This window comes from Occallatibacter sp. (assembly GCF_049582745.1).
GTDB lineage: Bacteria > Acidobacteriota > Terriglobia > Terriglobales > Acidobacteriaceae > Telmatobacter.
On record NZ_JBAUUO010000171.1, the window covers coordinates 61,631 to 79,464 of the forward strand.

15 protein-coding genes are annotated in these 17,834 nt (G+C 58.8%); 3 read left to right on the forward strand and 12 right to left on the reverse strand.

All coding sequences use genetic code 11. The annotated features are described in order from the left end of the window. Position 1: 1 nt before the first annotated feature. Entirely contained in the window at positions 2 to 1,219 is a 1,218-nt protein-coding gene (locus tag WCA10_RS24405) for an O-antigen ligase family protein (RefSeq protein ID WP_472825154.1), read from the forward strand. Then, positions 1,216 to 2,580, forward strand: a complete 1,365-nt coding sequence (gene murJ / locus WCA10_RS24410; protein WP_472825155.1) for a murein biosynthesis integral membrane protein MurJ — start codon at positions 1,216 to 1,218, stop codon at positions 2,578 to 2,580. Before WCA10_RS24405 ends, murJ begins: the two co-directional genes overlap by 4 nt. Here the strand turns inward: murJ and WCA10_RS24415 are convergent. After that, complete coding sequence (locus WCA10_RS24415) at positions 2,520 to 3,689, reverse strand: glycosyltransferase (RefSeq protein ID WP_472825156.1); 1,170 nt, start codon at positions 3,687 to 3,689, stop codon at positions 2,520 to 2,522. The two genes, murJ and WCA10_RS24415, sit on opposite strands and share 61 nt — an antisense overlap. Continuing rightward, a complete protein-coding gene (locus WCA10_RS24420) occupies positions 3,686 to 4,804 on the reverse strand; it encodes a glycosyltransferase (protein WP_472825157.1) in 1,119 nt (372 codons plus the stop codon). Before WCA10_RS24420 ends, WCA10_RS24415 begins: the two co-directional genes overlap by 4 nt. Before the next feature lie 168 nt (positions 4,805 to 4,972). Between WCA10_RS24420 and WCA10_RS24425 the strand changes: the two genes are divergently transcribed. Then, positions 4,973 to 6,229 carry a glycosyltransferase family 4 protein gene (locus WCA10_RS24425; protein WP_472825158.1) on the forward strand — a complete coding sequence of 419 codons (1,257 nt, stop codon included), beginning with the start codon at positions 4,973 to 4,975 and terminating at the stop codon, positions 6,227 to 6,229. On the opposite strand, the gene WCA10_RS24430 is transcribed toward WCA10_RS24425, so the two are convergent. The 10 genes from WCA10_RS24430 to WCA10_RS24475 all read right to left on the reverse strand — a co-directional run bounded on the left by WCA10_RS24430 (position 6,204) and on the right by WCA10_RS24475 (position 17,799). After that, on the reverse strand, positions 6,204 to 7,715 hold the full coding sequence (locus WCA10_RS24430) for an NADH-quinone oxidoreductase subunit N (RefSeq protein ID WP_472825159.1): 1,512 nt from the start codon (positions 7,713 to 7,715) through the stop codon (positions 6,204 to 6,206). The genes WCA10_RS24425 and WCA10_RS24430 overlap by 26 nt on opposite strands. Further along, positions 7,712 to 9,259, reverse strand: a complete 1,548-nt coding sequence (locus WCA10_RS24435; protein WP_472825160.1) for a complex I subunit 4 family protein — start codon at positions 9,257 to 9,259, stop codon at positions 7,712 to 7,714. Before WCA10_RS24435 ends, WCA10_RS24430 begins: the two co-directional genes overlap by 4 nt. A gap of 12 nt (positions 9,260 to 9,271) precedes the next feature. Then, positions 9,272 to 11,221 (reverse strand): NADH-quinone oxidoreductase subunit L, encoded by a 1,950-nt coding sequence (nuoL, locus tag WCA10_RS24440; protein ID WP_472825161.1) that lies wholly within the window; start codon positions 11,219 to 11,221, stop codon positions 9,272 to 9,274. Continuing rightward, complete coding sequence (nuoK, locus tag WCA10_RS24445) at positions 11,218 to 11,547, reverse strand: NADH-quinone oxidoreductase subunit NuoK (protein ID WP_472825162.1); 330 nt, start codon at positions 11,545 to 11,547, stop codon at positions 11,218 to 11,220. Before nuoK ends, nuoL begins: the two co-directional genes overlap by 4 nt. After that, a complete protein-coding gene (locus WCA10_RS24450; protein ID WP_472825163.1) occupies positions 11,544 to 12,056 on the reverse strand; it encodes an NADH-quinone oxidoreductase subunit J family protein in 513 nt (170 codons plus the stop codon). Before WCA10_RS24450 ends, nuoK begins: the two co-directional genes overlap by 4 nt. A gap of 171 nt (positions 12,057 to 12,227) precedes the next feature. Beyond that, complete coding sequence (nuoH, locus tag WCA10_RS24455) at positions 12,228 to 13,277, reverse strand: NADH-quinone oxidoreductase subunit NuoH (RefSeq protein ID WP_472825164.1); 1,050 nt, start codon at positions 13,275 to 13,277, stop codon at positions 12,228 to 12,230. A 27-nt stretch (positions 13,278 to 13,304) separates the two neighbouring features. Then, complete coding sequence (locus WCA10_RS24460) at positions 13,305 to 15,641, reverse strand: molybdopterin-dependent oxidoreductase (RefSeq protein WP_472825165.1); 2,337 nt, start codon at positions 15,639 to 15,641, stop codon at positions 13,305 to 13,307. Between the two features lie 15 nt (positions 15,642 to 15,656). After that, positions 15,657 to 16,967, reverse strand: a complete 1,311-nt coding sequence (gene nuoF, locus WCA10_RS24465; RefSeq protein ID WP_472825166.1) for an NADH-quinone oxidoreductase subunit NuoF — start codon at positions 16,965 to 16,967, stop codon at positions 15,657 to 15,659. 2 nt (positions 16,968 to 16,969) lie between these two features. Beyond that, on the reverse strand, positions 16,970 to 17,473 hold the full coding sequence (locus WCA10_RS24470) for an NADH-quinone oxidoreductase subunit NuoE family protein (RefSeq protein WP_472825167.1): 504 nt from the start codon (positions 17,471 to 17,473) through the stop codon (positions 16,970 to 16,972). Beyond that, the gene (locus WCA10_RS24475) at positions 17,470 to 17,799 is read right to left on the reverse strand and encodes a transcriptional regulator (protein ID WP_472825168.1); all 330 of its coding nucleotides are present in this window, start codon (positions 17,797 to 17,799) and stop codon (positions 17,470 to 17,472) included. Before WCA10_RS24475 ends, WCA10_RS24470 begins: the two co-directional genes overlap by 4 nt. Positions 17,800 to 17,834 lie beyond the last annotated feature (35 nt).

Here is a 17,834-nt window from a genome sequence, read left to right on the forward strand (position 1 = left end):
CATGCGGCGAATTGCGTGGACCCTTCTGCTTATCTTCGCGTTCACAATTCCATGGGAGTATTCGCTCGATCTCGGCGCTCCATTCGGTAATATTGCGCGCATCGCGGGCTTGCTTTTGCTGATTGCCGCGGTGCCCGCGATTTTGCAGGCTGGACGCTTCCGCAGGCCTGGACCGCTGCAATGGCTGACACTCACTTTTTATCTCTGGTTGTGCTGTCCTCTCTTCTGGACAGCAGCACCCGATGTGACGCCGATCAAGCTTCGCGGCTATTTCCAGGAGATGATGATTGTCTGGCTGATTTGGGAGTTTGGCGAGGGCGCGCGCGATGTGCGCAACGTGATGCGGGTTTGGCTTGCCGGTTCGTGGGTCTTGGCGATCCTTACGATTGTGAACTTCGCCGCCTTTGATCCCAGCTCCGGGGATCAGATTCGGTTCGCTGCTTTCGGCCAGGATCCAAACGATGTGGCACGATTTCTCGATCTGGGATTTCCGATTGCCGCGCTTCTGCTGGACGGAAAAGAGCGATGGGCCGGCAAATTGCTGGCGGCCGGCTATCTTCCTCTTGGCTTCGTGTGCGTTTTGCTGACCGCGTCGCGGGGCGGATTTCTGGCCGCGGTTGTCGCCCTGGCTGGCAGCGCCGTGCTGCTGATTCGACGCTTTCCGAAAGGCTTGTTGTGGGGAGCGCTTGCGCTGCCTGTTGCTGCCGCATCCATCTGGCTACTGGTGCCGAGCGAGACTTTGGAGCGCATTGCTTCGATCGGAGGGCAGCTGCAAAATGGTGACTTCAACCAGCGGGTGAACATCTGGTCTGCAGGTTGGAACGCATTTCTGAATGCGCCAATTTTGGGCCACGGGGCCGGTTCCTTTGTCGCCGCGGCGAGGTTGGCGCCCATCGACACTGCGCACAATACCGTGCTTTCGATTCTGGTGGAGGGCGGCCTCGTCGCGCTGGTGATCGCAGCCGGCATCGTCGTTGTTTCGGTACAATCCATCTTCGCCATCGGCGGCACGCTTCGGATTTGCCTGGCGACGTTGATGGCGGTTTGGCTGACGTCGTCGCTGGTTGGAACCGTCGGCGAAAGCCGCAGCACATGGCTTCTGCTCGCCTTGATCGCACTCGGTTATCGCCTCATGAAGGATCAGCCGGAAGACGTTGAGCAGCAATTTCCAAGTCCATCCAGCGCTGCCGAGCTGTGCATGGATGTGCGCCTCCCATGAGTACGGCAACGGTGTCCGGAAGAGAAGCCGGCACTAACCGCCGGATTCTCAATGCTGCTTTCGCTGTCATTGTTGCAACACTGGCCGTGAAAGTTGTTGCCACTGCGAAGGAGTTTACGGTGGCTGGAATCTTCGGCCGCTCCGACGCGCTCGAAGCCTTTCTCGCTGCGGCGCTGATCCCCGGACTTCTCGTCAACCTGATTGCGGAATCAATGAATCAGGCGCTCGTGCCGACTCTGGTGAGAGTGAGGCTGGCAGAGGGCCGAGAGCGCGCTCAACAGTTGCTCTCGAATACGCTCGTTTGGACCTGCATTCTGCTTGTGATGGTATCCCTTGGGATGGAATTGTCTGCGCGGTTGTTTTTTCCGCTGATTGGCTCGCATTTCACCCCCGGCAAATTGAGTCTCGCAGTGCGACTGTTTTATGGATTGCTGCCGGTGGTTGTTCTTACGGGCGTCGCTTCGCTATGCACTTCAGTTGTTAATACCACAGGACGCTTTGCTCTTCCGGCACTCGCGCCCGTCGCCACGCCCGTCGCCATCCTTGTCTGTGTCTCACTGTTTGCAGGCAGGCTCGGAATCTGGGCGATGGTTTACGGCACGGTCGCCGGCGCTCTGCTCCAGGCAATCTGGGTTGGATGGATGATGAGGTCCGGGGAGTTTCGGCTCAGCCTGCGATGGTATGGAATGAACACGGCGACCCGGCAGGTTGCACTGCAGTATGGGCCGGTCTTGCTGAGTGGGCTGGTTGCATCCGGAGGACTGCTTGTGGACCAGGCGATGGCTGCCACGCTCCCTCAAGGAAGCGTGGCCTCGCTGGCATATGCCGGGCGGTTCGTCGGGGTTCCATTGGCCTTGCTGGGGGGAGCCATTTCCTCATCGCTTACTCCGCACTTCTCCGAGATGATTGCGCATGAAGACTGGTACGAATGCGGAAGATCCTTGCGGATCTGGGCATGGTCGTCGGCAAGTTTGGCGACGCTTGTCGCGATTGCGCTAATTGCTGGGGCGCAGACTCTCGTTCGTTTGATGTTTCAGCATGGGGTATTCGGTCCCCAGGACACGTCCGCAGTTTCGATCGTACTCATCATGTACGCTCTGCAGATTCCGTTCTTCGCCTGCAGTCGGGTCTTCTACCGCTTTCTTGTGGCCATGCGACGCACGGACCTCGTCTTTTATTGCGGACTTCTGAACCTTGGGCTTGATGTCGTTCTGAATCTTGTGCTGATGCGGCGATTTGGCGTAGCCGGCATCGCGCTGGCTACATCGCTCTGGACCATGAGCACACTGATATTTCTTGGCTACTGGAGCTGGAAAGTTCTGCCCAAGGCCGAAGCGGACATTCCGGATCGCGAGGGCTGAGGATTGTTTTCCAAAAGTGCGCGGTAGAGATCTTCCCATTGGGTCAGCACGGCTTCGATCCCAAATCTTTTGCAAATAGACAAGCGCATGCGGCGGCCGAGTTCTCGCCGGTCCAGATCGGGGAGACACATCACCGCGCTCATCGCAGCGGCGAGCGCTTCCGCATCGCCAACCGGTACCGCGGCGCCATGGAGTGAGTCGGGTAGGACTTCCCGAGAGCCCGGGATGTCGGTAATGACCGCCGGCAACTCGCATGCACCGGCCTCAAGCAACGACATCGGCAACCCCTCTAAAGAAGAGCAGAGTACAAACCCGTCCGCTGCCTGCATCCACGTGTGAACATCGTTCTGAAAGCCGGGAAAACTCACGCGGTCGCGCAGTCCAAGCTCCGATGCGAGAGAGCGCAACTCACCGTGGAGTGCGCCCTCACCTGCAAACACCAGGCGAGTATGACGTGCAATTCTGGCGAAGGCCCGCAGTAGCGTGGCGTGATTTTTTACCGGGTCGAGCCTGCCAACCGCGAGCCAGAGGAACTCATCAGACAATCCGAGTTCATGGCGTTTCGCTGCGCGGATTCCGTGATCGCGCTTCCAACGATCTGTGTCTACTCCGTTGGGAACGATTGCCAGATTCTCATCGCCGACAAGACCTGCTTCAAGCCACGGTCCTGCGGCGGCGTGGCTGACGGCGGTGACAACATCCACCAAGCCGGTGGTCAAGCGGTATCCGGCCCGACGCAGAAGTCCGCCGGTCGCGGGCGAATGGATCGTATCGACAATGACCCGCACAGGTGAAGCTAATCGGGACCATCGCGCCAGCAGGGACGCGTGGGGCAGATGCGCATGGAGGACGTCTGGACGGTTTTCGAGGATCCACACATAAAGTCGAAGCCAGCCGCGCGGATCCGCGAGACCCTTGCGCATCCCGAGGCTGTGAAATTGGACGCCCGCGGCTTGCAACGTCTTGGCCGTATCTCCGCCGCTTCCGGAGAGAGTGATGACACTGATTTTCCAACCCCTCTTTGCCAATCCTCTTGCCAGTTGGAGGACTTGCTGCTCTGCGCCTCCAATGCGGTCGATGGTCGGAATCAAATATGCGACGCGATTCACGATTTGCGCTCCAGCAGAACCGCTTCAATTGCGTCTTCGTAGGCGGAGATTGCTTTATTTTGATCGAAGGTTTCAATCCACGTATGCAAGAATCTCTGCCCCGGTTGGATTGATGTGAGAGCGTCGCACAAAGCGATTTCGAGCGCTTTGGCCGAGATTTCTTTTGCCAGCCAAACGCCGGGGTGCCCAGTCAAGAGCGTGACCAAGCCCTGCGATGCGGGGAGCGCGACAATCGGAAGCCCGGCGGCTGCCGCTTCAAGCAGCGCATTCGGCAATCCTTCGTGCCGGGAAGATAGCACGAAGGCTGAAACTCCGCTGAAATATTCGGCTGGGAAGGTTACATGACCGCGGAATCGAACACACGCTTCAAGTTCCAGGGCGCTTCGTTGCTCTTCGAGGGCAACCCGGCACGGCCCGGTCCCGAGAATCTCGAGTACGGCATCAGGGAAATGGCGATGAATGCCGGCGAATGCTCCCAGAAGCAGGTCGATTCCTTTTTCGGGTGCTAAACGGGCGACAGCAAGAAGGCGAGGGCCCGGCGAGCGCCGAGGGTTTATCCCGCGAGCGGCTGTCCTGATGCCATGAAAGTCTATCGGATTGGGAAGAACGACGAGCTTCGCCTTGTCGATGCCGAGTTCTGTTTGAAGTTCCATTGCCATGGAATTTGTCTGGCAAATTACCCGGTCCGCGCATCGGTAGGCGGTTGCAAAGGAGTGGCGGGCGAGCCTCGGATGCCCGCCAGCCGCGAGTGTTGCCGGAAGTGCTCCATTCTGACGCACGCACAGGCGTGTCCGCGGCGGAAAAAAGGGACGGAGCAACAAGACCAGAAGGTTGAGATGAGCCATGCTCGAAAGGATTAATTCCGGCCGCAACCGCCACACCAGGCGCAAGAGGCTCCAGGCGCCATTGCGAACCCTGTTTGCGCCGAGTGCATGTACTGCGACCCAGCTCGGGATGTCGCATGCCTTATCGGCCGATTGCGTCACGAGGCCCAGATGTACTTCGTAGCGACTGGGATTCAGATTGCGAGCCAGTGCTGCGATGACCTGTTCGGCTCCTCCACCGCCAAGATGCGGGATCAGCAAGAGGACTTTTGCGCGTCTGGGCGAAGGCATGGTTACCCAGTTTGCAGATTAGCGAACAGCCGGCTGCAGAGATGTGACCTGTCTCACAAGGACAATGCTGGCAAAGTGGTATCTTTTCGTTGAGTTTAGAGAAATGCCTCGGAGTACTATTCGCGAGCGATTGCGACTGCCGAGGCCTCTAGTTCAGGCCGCTCAAAGATGCTCGCGAACGAAACTGCAAGCTCCGGCGAAGAAACGTATAGGCATCATCGGCGGCCTCACATCCTGATGGGCGTCACCTGTGCGCAGACCTGCCTTGTCCTGCCTGGCAGACTCCGCGCTTTGCGCGATGCCGGATTTAAAGTTTCTTTGCTCTCGGCCCCCGGAGAGCTCCTGCATCAAACTGCCCGAACAGAACATGCCGATGCCTTCGCTGTCCCGATGGAACGCGGGATATCGCCTGTTCGTGACGTCATTGCACTGGTTCGAATCTGGCGTCTGCTTCGACACATCAAGCCAGATATCGTCGAATTCAGCACCCCCAAGGCGGGACTTCTAGGCGTCCTTGCAGCGCGTTTCTGCGGGATTCCGGTCCGAATCTATTTGCTGAGAGGTCTCAAACTGGAGACTTCGCGAGGGCTTCGGCGGCTTCTGCTGTTTTGGGCTGAGAGGGTTGCGTCGGGAAGTGCAGACCTGGTGGTCTGCAATAGCCAGAGTTTGCGCAAACAGGTGCTGGCAATGGGCATTGCCCCGGCCTCGAAACTCGTCCTCCTGGGCGGGGGAAGCAGCGGCGGCGTCAATCTTGCGCGATTCGCAGCGGGGCCCTCGATCATTCGAAAGCAGTTCGAAATCCCCCACGATGCGCCTTTGATTGGATTTTCCGGCCGCCTGACGGTAGACAAGGGTCTTCCGGAACTGCTCGAAGCTTTTGCGGTGATTTTGCGCCATATGCCGGACGCGTATCTGCTTTTGGTGGGATGGTTCGACGCGTCCGAAGATGCGCTGGATTCCGGGGTTAGAGCACGCATCGAAGGGCATCCTCGGATCATCTGCACCGGGTTTGTGGAAGACACCGCTCCGTACTACCGTGCCATGGACCTGCTGGTACTGCCATCGTGGCGAGAGGGTTTTCCGAATGCAGTGCTTGAGGCCGCTGCTACCGGCGTTCCCGTGATTGCAACGCATTGCACAGGGTCATGCGATGCCGTGATTCCAGAGGTGACGGGGTTGCTGGTTCCTACCGGCAGTCCTGACGCGATTTGCGAGGCAGTGCTCAGTCTTTTAAGTGATCCGGCTCGCCGCCAACGCATGGCGGCGGCTGCCCGCACCTGGGTAGCTGAGAACTACGAGGATCGGAGAGTTCTCGGGTTGGCTGTGGCTCTTTATATGAGCCTGATTGCGCCCACACAGGACCTGGGTTCTCGATTGGGTGAGAGACAGCCTGAAGTCGTTAGTGGTTTGCCTGCCTCGCTGTGACTTCCGCCGGGACCGCGGGCGCGGGTGGGGCTTGCAGTGTGTGCGCGCCAGATTCACTGGCATGCAGGATGTTTCCGGGCGCGATTCCCAGGACGAGCGTGGCGCCAACCGTAAACAGCAGTGCTGCACCGACTGCGATTCCCATTGGCATCGCCGGCGACCGGTCTTGCAGGGCATCTTCGCCAGTGCGCTGCACTGCGGTAAAGGCGAGCCGCAGATAATAGGCCGCCGCCAATCCAGAGTTCAGTAATCCGACGATGGCCAGGACCACAGCGCCACCGCCAACTGCCGCGGAGAACGAATAGAACTTGCCGAAGAACCCTCCGGTGAAGGGGATTCCCACGAGCGAGGCGAGGAAGAAGATCAACAAGCTGCCGAGCAGGGGCGAACGGTAGATCAATCCCTTGTAATCCTGGATAAGAGGCCGCTCGTCGTTGTAGCCGCCCGCCAGCGTTACTACCGCGAAGATGCCGACGTTCATGGCGGCATACGCGGCGATGTAGAAACTTGCCGCTGCGATTCCGCTGGTTCCGAACCCAGCAAATGCAGCAAGGAGATATCCGGCATGGGCGATCGAAGAGTACGCCAGCATGCGTTTCACGTTCTGTTGGCGCAATGCTGCGAGATTGCCGACGGTCATGGAGAGGACGGCGACGACCCACAGCACGGGTGACCAGACCGCTCTCAACGTTGGAAACATTTCATAGACGATGCGGAGGAGAAACGCGAACGCGGCGGCCTTGGGTGCGGTCGACATGAGGGCTACAACCGGCGAAGGGGAGCCCTCGTAGACGTCGGGCGTCCACACATGGAACGGTGCCGCGGACACCTTGAAGAGAATTCCGACGAGCATCAGGGCAAGTGCAGCATGAACAAGCGATGGATTTTGCGCGGTGGAGGCGGTGCGGGCAATTTCATAAACGGAGGTCGTGCCTGTCGCTCCAAAGACCAACGCGATTCCATAAAGCAGGAAACCGGTGGCGAACGATCCGAGGAGGAAGTACTTGATTGCGGCTTCGGGCCCCTTGCCAGTCTGTTTGCGATAGCCGGCGAGGATGTAGGTACTGATGGAAGAGATTTCAAGGGCGATGAAGACGACGAGCAGTTCAACGGCGCCGGTCATCAGGCACATGCCGACGGCCCCGAAGGTGATGAGTGCGTAGTATTCGCCCTGGTGATGGCTATCGGTGGGTAGCGTGTCGAGAGAGAGCAGTAATGTAACCAGCACGATGCCGCAGATCAGCACGTGGAAGAACACGGTGAACGAACTGGTCTCTACCGTTTCGGAGAAGCCTGTTCCAGCCGGAAGCGATAGCTGCCAGAGACTTGCCCAGAGAGCTACGGTGGTGCCAATCGCAGCCACCCAGCCCAAGCCGCGGCGGGATCTTGCCGGAGCCAGAGACGCGTCTGTCAGCATGACCAGGACACCGGTCACGGTTAGTACAACTTCAGGGAGGATGCGGTAGATGTCAGGCACAGGATTCACCGCTGAACCTCCCCTGTGTTGGCCTTGATGCCGGCAGGTGGAATGACTTCCGGATGTCTGAGAATTCCGATGGTGTCCTTGAGGTTGCGAAGCACGATTGGTCGTGGAGCGGTTTCAATGGCATGGAACCAGAGGTTGGGCGAGACGCCCATGACCAGCATCAGCACGGCGAGTGGCCACAGCACGAGTTGTTCGCCGAGTCGGAGGTCCGTAGATGCGCTAGCGGTTGCCATGCTGCTTTCGGGGCCATAGAAGACGCGTTGCACCATCCAGAGCATGTAGGCGGCGCTGAGAATGACGCCCAGGGTTGCGGCGATTGCCCAGCCATGGCTGACGAGCGTGAAGGTGCTCGAAAGGATGAGAAACTCGCCGATGAAGCCGTTTAACATCGGCAGGCCAATCATGGCGAGGGATGTGATGACGAAGAGGGTAGCGAGACGCGGGATGCGGCTGGCAAGTCCGCCATAGGCTGCGATCTGGCTTGTTGCGTAGCGGAGTTCCAACGCGCCAAGGAGAACGAAGAGGGCTGCGTCGATGATCTCGTTGTTCAGGATTTGATAGGTCGCGCCGCTCCAGCCGGTGAACGTGAACCCGTAGATGCCGAGCGTGATGAGACTGAGGTGGCTGAGCGCCGCGAAAGCAAGGAAGCGCCAGAAGTCACGTTGCACAAGAGCGAGGCAAGCGCCGTAGAGAATGCCAATGACTGCGAGTGCGATTAAGAGGGGTGCAATGGCTCTGGCCTCGGCCGGGAAGAGGCCAACATGGAAGCGGAGCATCGAGTAGAGGCCCAGCTTGCCCGCAACCACCATGGCCATGGCTACAGGTGCTTCGCCAAAGGTGTCGGCGAGCCAGCCATGAAGCGGGAATACCGGTACCTTTACGGCGAAGGCAAACAGAAAGGCAAATGCGACCCAGAAGAGAGCAACTGCTGGAACGGCGCCGACGGCGATGAGCGTGCGCAGTTCGCTGAAATTGAATGTGCCGGTTCGGGAGTAAAGGTAAAGAATGGCGACGAGCAGGGGAGCCGATGGAATAAAGGTGAAGAGGAAGAACTTTATGGCCGCCTTTTGGCCTTCCTTCCGTCCGTACATTGCGATCAGGATCGCCATCGGGATAAGAGACAATTCCCAGAAGCCGTAGTAGAGCATCAGGTCGAGCGAGATGAAGACGCCATACATTGCTGTCTGCTGCAAGAGGAAGAGCGAGTAGAAGACCTTCTCGCGCCGGTTGATCGATTTCCAACTCGCCAACACGCCGACGGGGCCGAGCAGGCCGACGAGGACCACGAGCCACATGCTGAGGCCGTCTACACCGACGTGATAGTAGATTGCGGGGCTCTCGATCCATTGCCGATTTACGACGAACTGAAATCCGGATTGTCCAGGCGAGAAGTGCGCGGGCAAGTGAAGCGTCAAACCGAAAGAGACGAGGGTTGTAAGTAGAGCGATCCAAGCGGACAACTTGCCACGATCGGGCAGCAGAGAGACAAGCAGCGCCCCGGCCAGAGGCAGGAGGAGAATCAACGTGAGAATCGAGCTATCCATTGACGTCATCTCCTAGTGTCCCGCCCATCGCATGTTGATTCCCGAAGCTCCAAACACATACGGCGCCAGCACAAATACAAGCAGAACTGCTGCGCCAAGCGCGAGCCATGCTGCGTACGAACGCAAGTTGCCCGACTGCCAGCGTTGGAGAATCGCGCCGCCCAGAAGGGCTATGCCGGCCAAGAGCCAGGCGATGCCGCCCAGGATTGCAACGTCGACGACCCACTCCAGCAGGTATTTGGAGAGAGCCAGGAGCGGCTTGACGAAGACATATCCGTAAATCTCGTCGACATAGTATTTGTTGGCCAGAAGGCTGTAGCCAGCGGGCGATGTGGTAGCGAGCCCGTCTGCGGTGCGTGGGCGATGATACATGCGGTGCGCAATGTACCAGCCGATGGCTCCGGCGGCGACTGCGAGGGCCATCAACGCATACTTGAGCCCTCCGGCAGGTTCTTCAGGGCTAGTTCCCAACGACGGAGCGAGGAACGCGGCGAAACGTCCGGCGCCGATCCAGCCGCCGCCAACCGAGAGAATTGCGAGGATCACCAGCGGTCCAAGCAGCACCCAGGAGCTTTCGTGCGGATGAGCATCGTGATTGCGCGATTCACCGAAGAAGGTGAGGTACCAGAGCCGGAACATGTAGAACGCGGTGAGCGCGGCGGTAACGAGTCCGACGAACCAGAGGACCTTGCCAAGATTGCCTCCTGAAGTGAAGGCAGCGGCGAGAATTGCATCCTTCGAGAAGAACGCCGACATGAATGGAAATCCCGAGATAGCGAGGACGGCCATCGTCATGGTCCAGAAAGTGACCGGTATTTTCTTGCGGAGGCCACCCATCTTACGCATGTCCTGCTCGCCGCCCAAGGCATGAATGACTGAGCCTGCGGCGAGGAAGAGAAGCGCTTTGAAGAACGCGTGGGTCATCAGGTGAAAGATGGCCGCGGAATAGGCCGCGACGCCGCAGCCAAGGAACATGTATCCAAGCTGCGAAACGGTGGAGTAGGCGAGGACACGCTTGATGTCGGTCTGGACCAACCCTATGGTTGCCGCGAAGATGGCCGTTGCTGCGCCGACAATGGCAACAACACTCAGCGCGAAGGGCGAGCGATCGAAGATGAAGTGCGTGCGGGCGATCATGTAGACGCCGGCGGTGACCATGGTGGCGGCGTGGATGAGAGCCGAGACGGGGGTCGGGCCTTCCATGGCGTCGGGCAGCCATACATAGAGCGGAAGCTGTGCGCTTTTGCCCGTCGCGCCAATGAGCAGGCAGAGAGCGATTGTGGTCAGCACGCCGTCGGTGGCAGCGGGACTAGCCTCGAGCTTTGAGGCAATTTCATTGAAGGTCAGTGTGCCGAAGTTGGCGAGTAAAAGAAAGAGGCCGATCAGGAAGCCGAAGTCGCCGATGCGGTTGACGATGAAGGCTTTTTTGCCGGCATCGGCGGCGGACTTTTTCTGGAACCAGAAGCCGATGAGCAGGTAGGAGGCGAGACCGACGCCCTCCCAGCCGACGAACATGAACAGAGCGTTGCCGGCGAGGACCAGGATGGTCATGAAGAAGAGGAAAAGGTTGAGGTAGGCGAAGTAGCGCCAGTAGCCTTTTTCTTCGTGCATGTAGCCGACGGAGTAGATGTGGATGAGGAAGCCGACGCCCGTCACGACGAGGAGCATCACGAGGGAGAGCTGATCGAAGACCAGGCTGAAATCGATGTGGATGGAACCGACTGTGATCCATTCGATTACGTGGTGATTGACCGCGAGTTCCTCGGTGGCCGGAAGAGACCCTGGCGCGTTCACAAGTGCGAACACCGCGCGCAGAACGATTAGAAACGAGATCAGCGGGGCGGCAAGCGCAATCGTGGAAACTGCTGCCTTGGGCAAGCGACGGCCCAGCAATCCGTTGAGCAGAAATCCAACGAAAGGCACTAGAGGAATCAACGGCAGAAAGAGCAAGGGTCCGTTCATAGTTTCATCAGGTCGATCCGGTCGACCGCTAACGTTGCGCGTGCGCGGAATACAGCAATGATGATGGCCAGGCCGACGGCGGCTTCAGCGGCGGCCACCACCATCACGAAAAAGACGAAGATCTGACCCTTCACCTGGTGCCACTGATGAGCAAAGGTCACGAAGGAAAGATTCACGGCGTTGAGCATCAACTCGATCGACATAAAAACGGTGATCAGGTTGCGCTTGATGAGGAAGCCGACGACGCCGAGGCAGAATAGGACGGCGCTCAACAGCAGATACCACGTTAGGGGAACTTCGCCCTGGATGAGGTGCAATGAATTCACTTGGTGTCCACCTTTTCTCCATCTCCATGGCAGGCCAGCGCAACGGAACCGAGGATGGCGATGAGAATCAAAACCGAAGTGACCTCGAAAGGAAGCAACAGCTTTGTGAACAGCACTGCGCTCAAATCGGCGGTGCTGGTAATCTGATCCTCGATTGCGGCGTTGCCGAACCCCTGAATGCGCAGAATCATGGTCGCGATCACAGCCAGGATCGCCACGACAGCCGGAAAACCAACGGTGCGCGCGGCGCGGCTGCCGAGCGTGCGTTCTTCACGTCCGGCGTTGAGAAGCATTACGACAAAGGTGAACAGCACCATGATGGCGCCGGCGTAGACGATGACCTGTGCCGCGGCCAGAAACTCCGCTCCGAGCAATAGATAGAGGACAGCCAATGAGACCATCACCACAATCAGCGAGAGCGCGCTGTTGATGGGATGCTTCTGCAGCAGAAGATTGACGGCTCCTGTCAGGCAGAGTGCGGCGAACACGATAAACAGAATCAGATGCATGTTCCGTCACTTACGGGCAAGTGCCGGTTGATAGCTCCGGCGGTTGAGGGGAGGAACTGTGCGAGCAGGTCTCCGGCTCGTTGAAATCCCTTCCGATTCTAACTGAGTACCTCCAGCATTTCGGTGACCGATGAACAGATCCTGCAACTCGAGCAGGCGGTCACGGCGTACTCAGCGATAAGCGAGCCAGAGGCTCGTTCCTACGATGTTAAGAATGGCCAGGGGCATCAGCCAGCGCCATCCGTAGTTCATAAGCTGGTCGTAGCGGAAGCGAGGCAACGTGCCACGCACCCACACATAGAGAAACAGGAAGCTGAAAACCTTCAGCACAAACCAGAAAATCGGCAGCAGCGCGCGCACAATGAAGATGTCCGGAGTCGGAATCAGGTTTCCGAACGGACTCGCCCATCCACCCAGAAAGAGCAGCGAGGCCACGCAGCCGACCATGATCATGTTTGCGTACTCGGCCATGAAGAACATGGCAAACTTCATTGAGCTGTATTCGGTGTGATAGCCCGCTGTAAGCTCACTTTCGGCCTCGGGCAGATCGAACGGCGAGCGGTTGGTTTCGGCGTAGGCGGCCATTAGATAAATGAAGAACGCTACAAACTGAAAGCCGCCGAAGAGATTCCAGCTCAGCAGACCGTGCTTTGCCTGGCTGTTTACAATCACGTCGAGATTCAGAGATCCCGCGCGCAACACCACGCCGACCAGGGACAATCCCAGCGCCAGTTCATAACTCACCAGCTGTGCCGAGGAACGCAGCGAACCGAGCAGGGAATACTTGTTATTCGAGGACCACCCCGCCAGCGCGATGCCGTAAACACCAATGGACGTAATGCCGAGGATCACGAGAAGGCCGATGTTGACGTCGGCGATCTGGAAGAAATGGAAATTGCCAGGACCGACGACGCCGGGGTCGCCGAAGGGGACTACTGCAATCGAGATCAGTGCGCAGCTCAAGCCGATAATCGGCGCGAGCAGATAAAGGGGCCGGTACACGCCGGACGGGATGATGTCTTCCTTCAAAAAGGATTTTGCACCGTCGACCAGCGGCTGCAGCAACCCGAACGGCCCCACGCGACTGGGCCCCCACCGATTTTGAATGCGGCCGACGAGCTTGCGTTCGAGCAGTACCGTGTAAGCGACGGCCAACAACAGCACCACCGTCACCACCACCACTTTCAGCAAGCTCCAAAGGAAAAACTGCAAAATCGTCACGTGCCTTTAGCCTCTTTCGCCAATCGCTCAATCTGCCGCTGTCGCTGCCACTTCCGCTGCCTGATGCTGCTCCAGGTCTTTCAGTCCTTTGCTGTATCGCCCGATTGTGCCTGAGGTAAACAACCCATTGTGTGCCGGATGAACAAGGTCGGGGCGCTCGGAAGTAAGTTGGGAAACCGGAACGAAGCCGGGCTCCGTTTGCACGTCGTTACCGCCAAACAGGTTCAGCCGATCGAGTTTGTAGCCGGGCACAAGGCGTTCGATCTCATCCAGCAGTGCCAGAGGATCAAACGGGCTGAGCTTTGGTTCCAAGCCGTTCGCAGCGAGCCATACGGCATGCCGGTCCGCTTCTCCGGCCTGCGCGCCGCGTGATTGCCCGAGATCGGCGGTCACGCCGCCCTTGCCAAAGGGAACGAGCGCTTTTATGTCGGCGCCCATGCTGCCGGCGAGCCGCACCAGGATTTCGAAATCGGATTTCACTCCCGCGTGGTCCGCAGCCTTCCGTGCTAGTTGGAGATCGCCGAAGGTGTTGGTCACGGTGCCTGTCTTTTCGTAAAGACTCGCGGCAGGAAAGACGACGTCCGCCGCCGCGGCTGTCTCCGTCAGAAAGATATCCGAAACGATGAGCAAGGTGCCTTTAAGCGAAGCCCGATCCAGCTTTGCTGGCCCAAAAGGATTTGCGCCGACGACCAGCAGGGCACCAAGGGCTCCGCTCCAGGCAGCATCCAACATTTGTGGAAGATTTTTCCCGGCCGTCTGGGGCAGGCCAGGATACTCGCTCGCAAATGCGCTGGATGCAGTGACCGGAACATATCCCGGCAGCATGTCAGGCAGCAGCCCCATGTCGGCAGCGCCGCGCGAATTCGCATAGTCGCCGAGATACGCAAAGCGCACGTTGCCGCGCCCCAGTCCCCATCGAACCAGTTCGGCAACTGCCGCACCGCGGTACTCCTCTCCGAAAATGATGAGCAGCTTTTCTTCACCGAGCACAGCTTCGCGGAAAGCAGCATTGCTAATCGTCGCATCGGATCCGCCAAGATAGGCTGGCATCGACGCATATCCACCGGACGGCAACGTCAGAGCAGCCTTGGCCTGCCGCTCGAGCTTGATCTGCTTTTCGTTCGCGATATACAGACGCGCGCGATTCAGGCGGACATTGGTGCGGAGGTTCCAGGCGAGCAGCGGGTGCTCATTGGTTGGATCGCCGCCGATGAGCAAGATCGCCGGTGCGCTCGCCGCATCGCGCAGGCTTGCGCCCTTTCCTTCGTGTCCGGCCAAGGCTCTTGCAAAGGCGACATAATCCGTTGTCCGCTCGTGGTCGATGTTGTTGGTCTTGAGAACTGTCCGCGCAAACTTTTGGAGCAGGTAATTCTCTTCGTTCGTCGTATGGTTCGAACCGATCACGCCGATCGCATCGCCGCCGCGGCTGTCGCGAATCTCCTTGAACTTTGCGGCGGCTACGCGGAGTGCCTGCTCCCAACTGGTGGGTTCGAGCTTGCCTTGCGCATTGCGCACGAGGGGCGTGGTGAGCCTTTCGGGACTTTCGACGAAATCGAACCCGAAGCGGCCCTTGGCGCAGAGAAAATCGCCATTGATACCGCTCTTGTCGCGATTATCGGCGCGAACAATTTCAGAGCCGTCGTTTGCCTGGCGCACGCCGAGCGTGACTTTGCATCCGTCGCCGCAATGCGTGCATACGGTGGAGACGTGATTCATCTCCCAGGGACGCGTCTTGTAGCGATAGCTGCCGCTGGTGAGCGCGCCCACTGGGCAGACATCAATGCACATACCGCACTGTTCGCAATCGAGGCGCTCTTCCTGGTTGGGTGCGATGACCGAACTGACGCCGCGGTTCTGGATGCCCAGAGCCCACACATCCATGCCTTCGCCGCACATGCGGGTGCAGCGATAGCAGAGAATGCAGCGCGGCCGATCGTAGAAGACAGCGGGGGACCACTGCTGCTCGTCCCGGTGGCGTTTGGCGTCAACCATCAGGCTCTCACCGGCGCCGTATTTGAAGGTCATGTCCTGCAATTCGCACTCTCCGCCTGCATCGCACACGGGGCAGTCGAGCGGGTGATTGCCGAGAAGGAGTTCGATGGTGGCTTTGCGTGCCTGTGCAATCTCAGGTGAATCGGTGGTGAAGACCTGGCCTTCAGCTACAGTCGTGGTGCAGGCGGTCTGGAGTTTCGGCACTTTCTCCTGTCGCACGACGCACATGCGGCAGGCGGCCTGCAGGCTGAGACCGGGGTAATAGCAGAACGCAGGAATCTCGATGCCCGCCTTGCGGCACGCCTCAATCAGCAGCGTCCCGGCAGGTGCCGTCAGCTTCTTTCCATCGACTATGAATGTTACATCTGCCATTGCTCTCCAGCGCCCCTACACCACAGCCATTTCGGTGTGCTTCGCGAACGGGCAGGGCTTCCCGTCCAGGTGATCTTCAAATTCTTTGCGAAACTTCTTTACGAATCCCAGGGTCGGCATTGCTGCCGCATCGCCGAGCGGGCAGAATGTGCGGCCCATCATGTTTTCGGCGAGATAGCGGATGTTGTCGATGTCTTTCGCGGTGCCGAATCCGGCATGGAAACGCGTCAGTGATTTTTTGAGCCAGTCGGTTCCTTCGCGGCAGGGAATGCACCAGCCGCAGCTTTCGTGCTGATAGAAGCTGATGGTGCGCAGTGCGAATTCGACAATGCAGGTCTGGTCATCGATCACAACCACGCCGCCGGAGCCCAGCATCGAACCGGCCTTGCCGACCTGGTCAAAGTCCATGCCGAGCGTTTCAATTTCTTCGGGCAGGAGTACGGGCGTGGACGAACCGCCGGGAACGACGGCTTTCAGTTTGCGTCCGCCGCGAATGCCGCCGGCGACGTCGTAGATCATCTTCTTCAGGTTGTAGCCCATGGGCAGTTCGTATACGCCGGGCCGCTCGACGTGACCACTGATTGAGAAGAGGCGTGTTCCGCCGTTGCGGGGTGATCCAACTTCTGCGAATGCTGCGCCGCCCATAGTAATGACATGCGGTACGGTGGCGATGGTCTCGGCGTTGTTGACGACTGTGGGTCCGCCGTAGAGGCCGACAACGGCGGGGAAGGGGGGCTTGATGCGGGGTACGCCACGCTTGCCTTCGAGCGACTCCATGAGCGCCGACTCTTCTCCGACCTCGTATGCGCCGGCGCCGCTCTGGGTGATGACTTGAAACTCAATGTCAGACCCGAAGGTGCCCTTGCCGAGGAAGCCCTTTGCGTAGGCATCGGCGACCGCCTTCTCCATGATCGTGAGCAGATACCGGTATTCGCCGCGCAGGTAGATAAAGCCCATCTTCGATCCGATGGCGAGACCGGCGATGATGGTTCCTTCGATGACAGCGTGCGGATCGTGGAGAAAGATCAGGTGGTCCTTGCAGGTGCCCGGTTCGCTTTCGTCGCCATTGATGAGAACGTACTTGGGCTTGGGCGACTGCTTGGGGACGAAGGACCATTTCATGCCGGTCGGGAAGCCGGCTCCGCCGCGTCCGCGCAGATTCGAGGCCTTCATCTCCTCGATGATCCACTCGGGACCTTGCGTAACGCACTTCTTAGCCGCCTCGTAGCCGCCGAGTTCGATGTATTTGTCGATATTGGCCGCGCCCTGGCCGAAGCGTTTGGAAACGATCTTGACTTCATCAGGATGGGAAACGAGTCTAGGCATCTCTATCGACCCTCCGCTTTCCCACGGTATTCAGCCAAAATGCCCGGCACGCTCTCCGGCGTTAGATCGTCGTGAAAGTTGTAGTTCACCTGGATGGCCGGAGCCCAGCAGCAGGCGCCGATGCATTCGACTTCCTCGAGCGAGAAGACGCCGTCGGCGGTCACGCCCTTGTGCCCGATACCCAGCTCTTCCTGGAATTTTTCGTAAACTTCGTACGCGCCGCGGAGCATGCAACTGATATTGGTGCAGACCTGGACGTTGAATTTGCCTGCCGGTTTGAAGCGCAACATCGAGTAGTATGTGGCCACATTGCGGACATCGAGCTCGGTGATGCCGATGCGCTGCGCAACTTCGGCGATCACGGCGTCGGACAGATAGCCAATTTCATCCTGCGCATAGAGCAGCATCGGGACCAGCGCCGAGCGCCGCACAGGATATTTTTCGACCAGCGCATCAAAGCGGGCCGACACTTTGGGCGTGAAGATGCTCATGGTTTCCGGACTCATTGCATCAACTCCCGTGCCCACGCTTCAGCCACCATATCCATCTCGTCCTCGCCGGTCGAACTGCGCAATTGCCCGGCTTCCGTCAGTTCCAGCATCCCGCTCCGTCCGTCGTGGCGCGTCCACACAACTTGCGCGCCGTTGCGTTTCAGATCGAGCCACGCATCCGCGTGACGCACCGTGATCTGTTCTTCCCCCAATTCGACGGTCGCCTGCCGATTCCCATTCAGCCCGTGCGCCGCGGTGTAACTGCGGAGCAGGGAAGCGAGCGATACCCAAAGTTCTACGTACAACTGGGGTGAATGTGGGCTGAGTTCTGTCGTTGGCAACCCTCATTCCCCTCAGGGGCTAAAGCCCGGTTTAT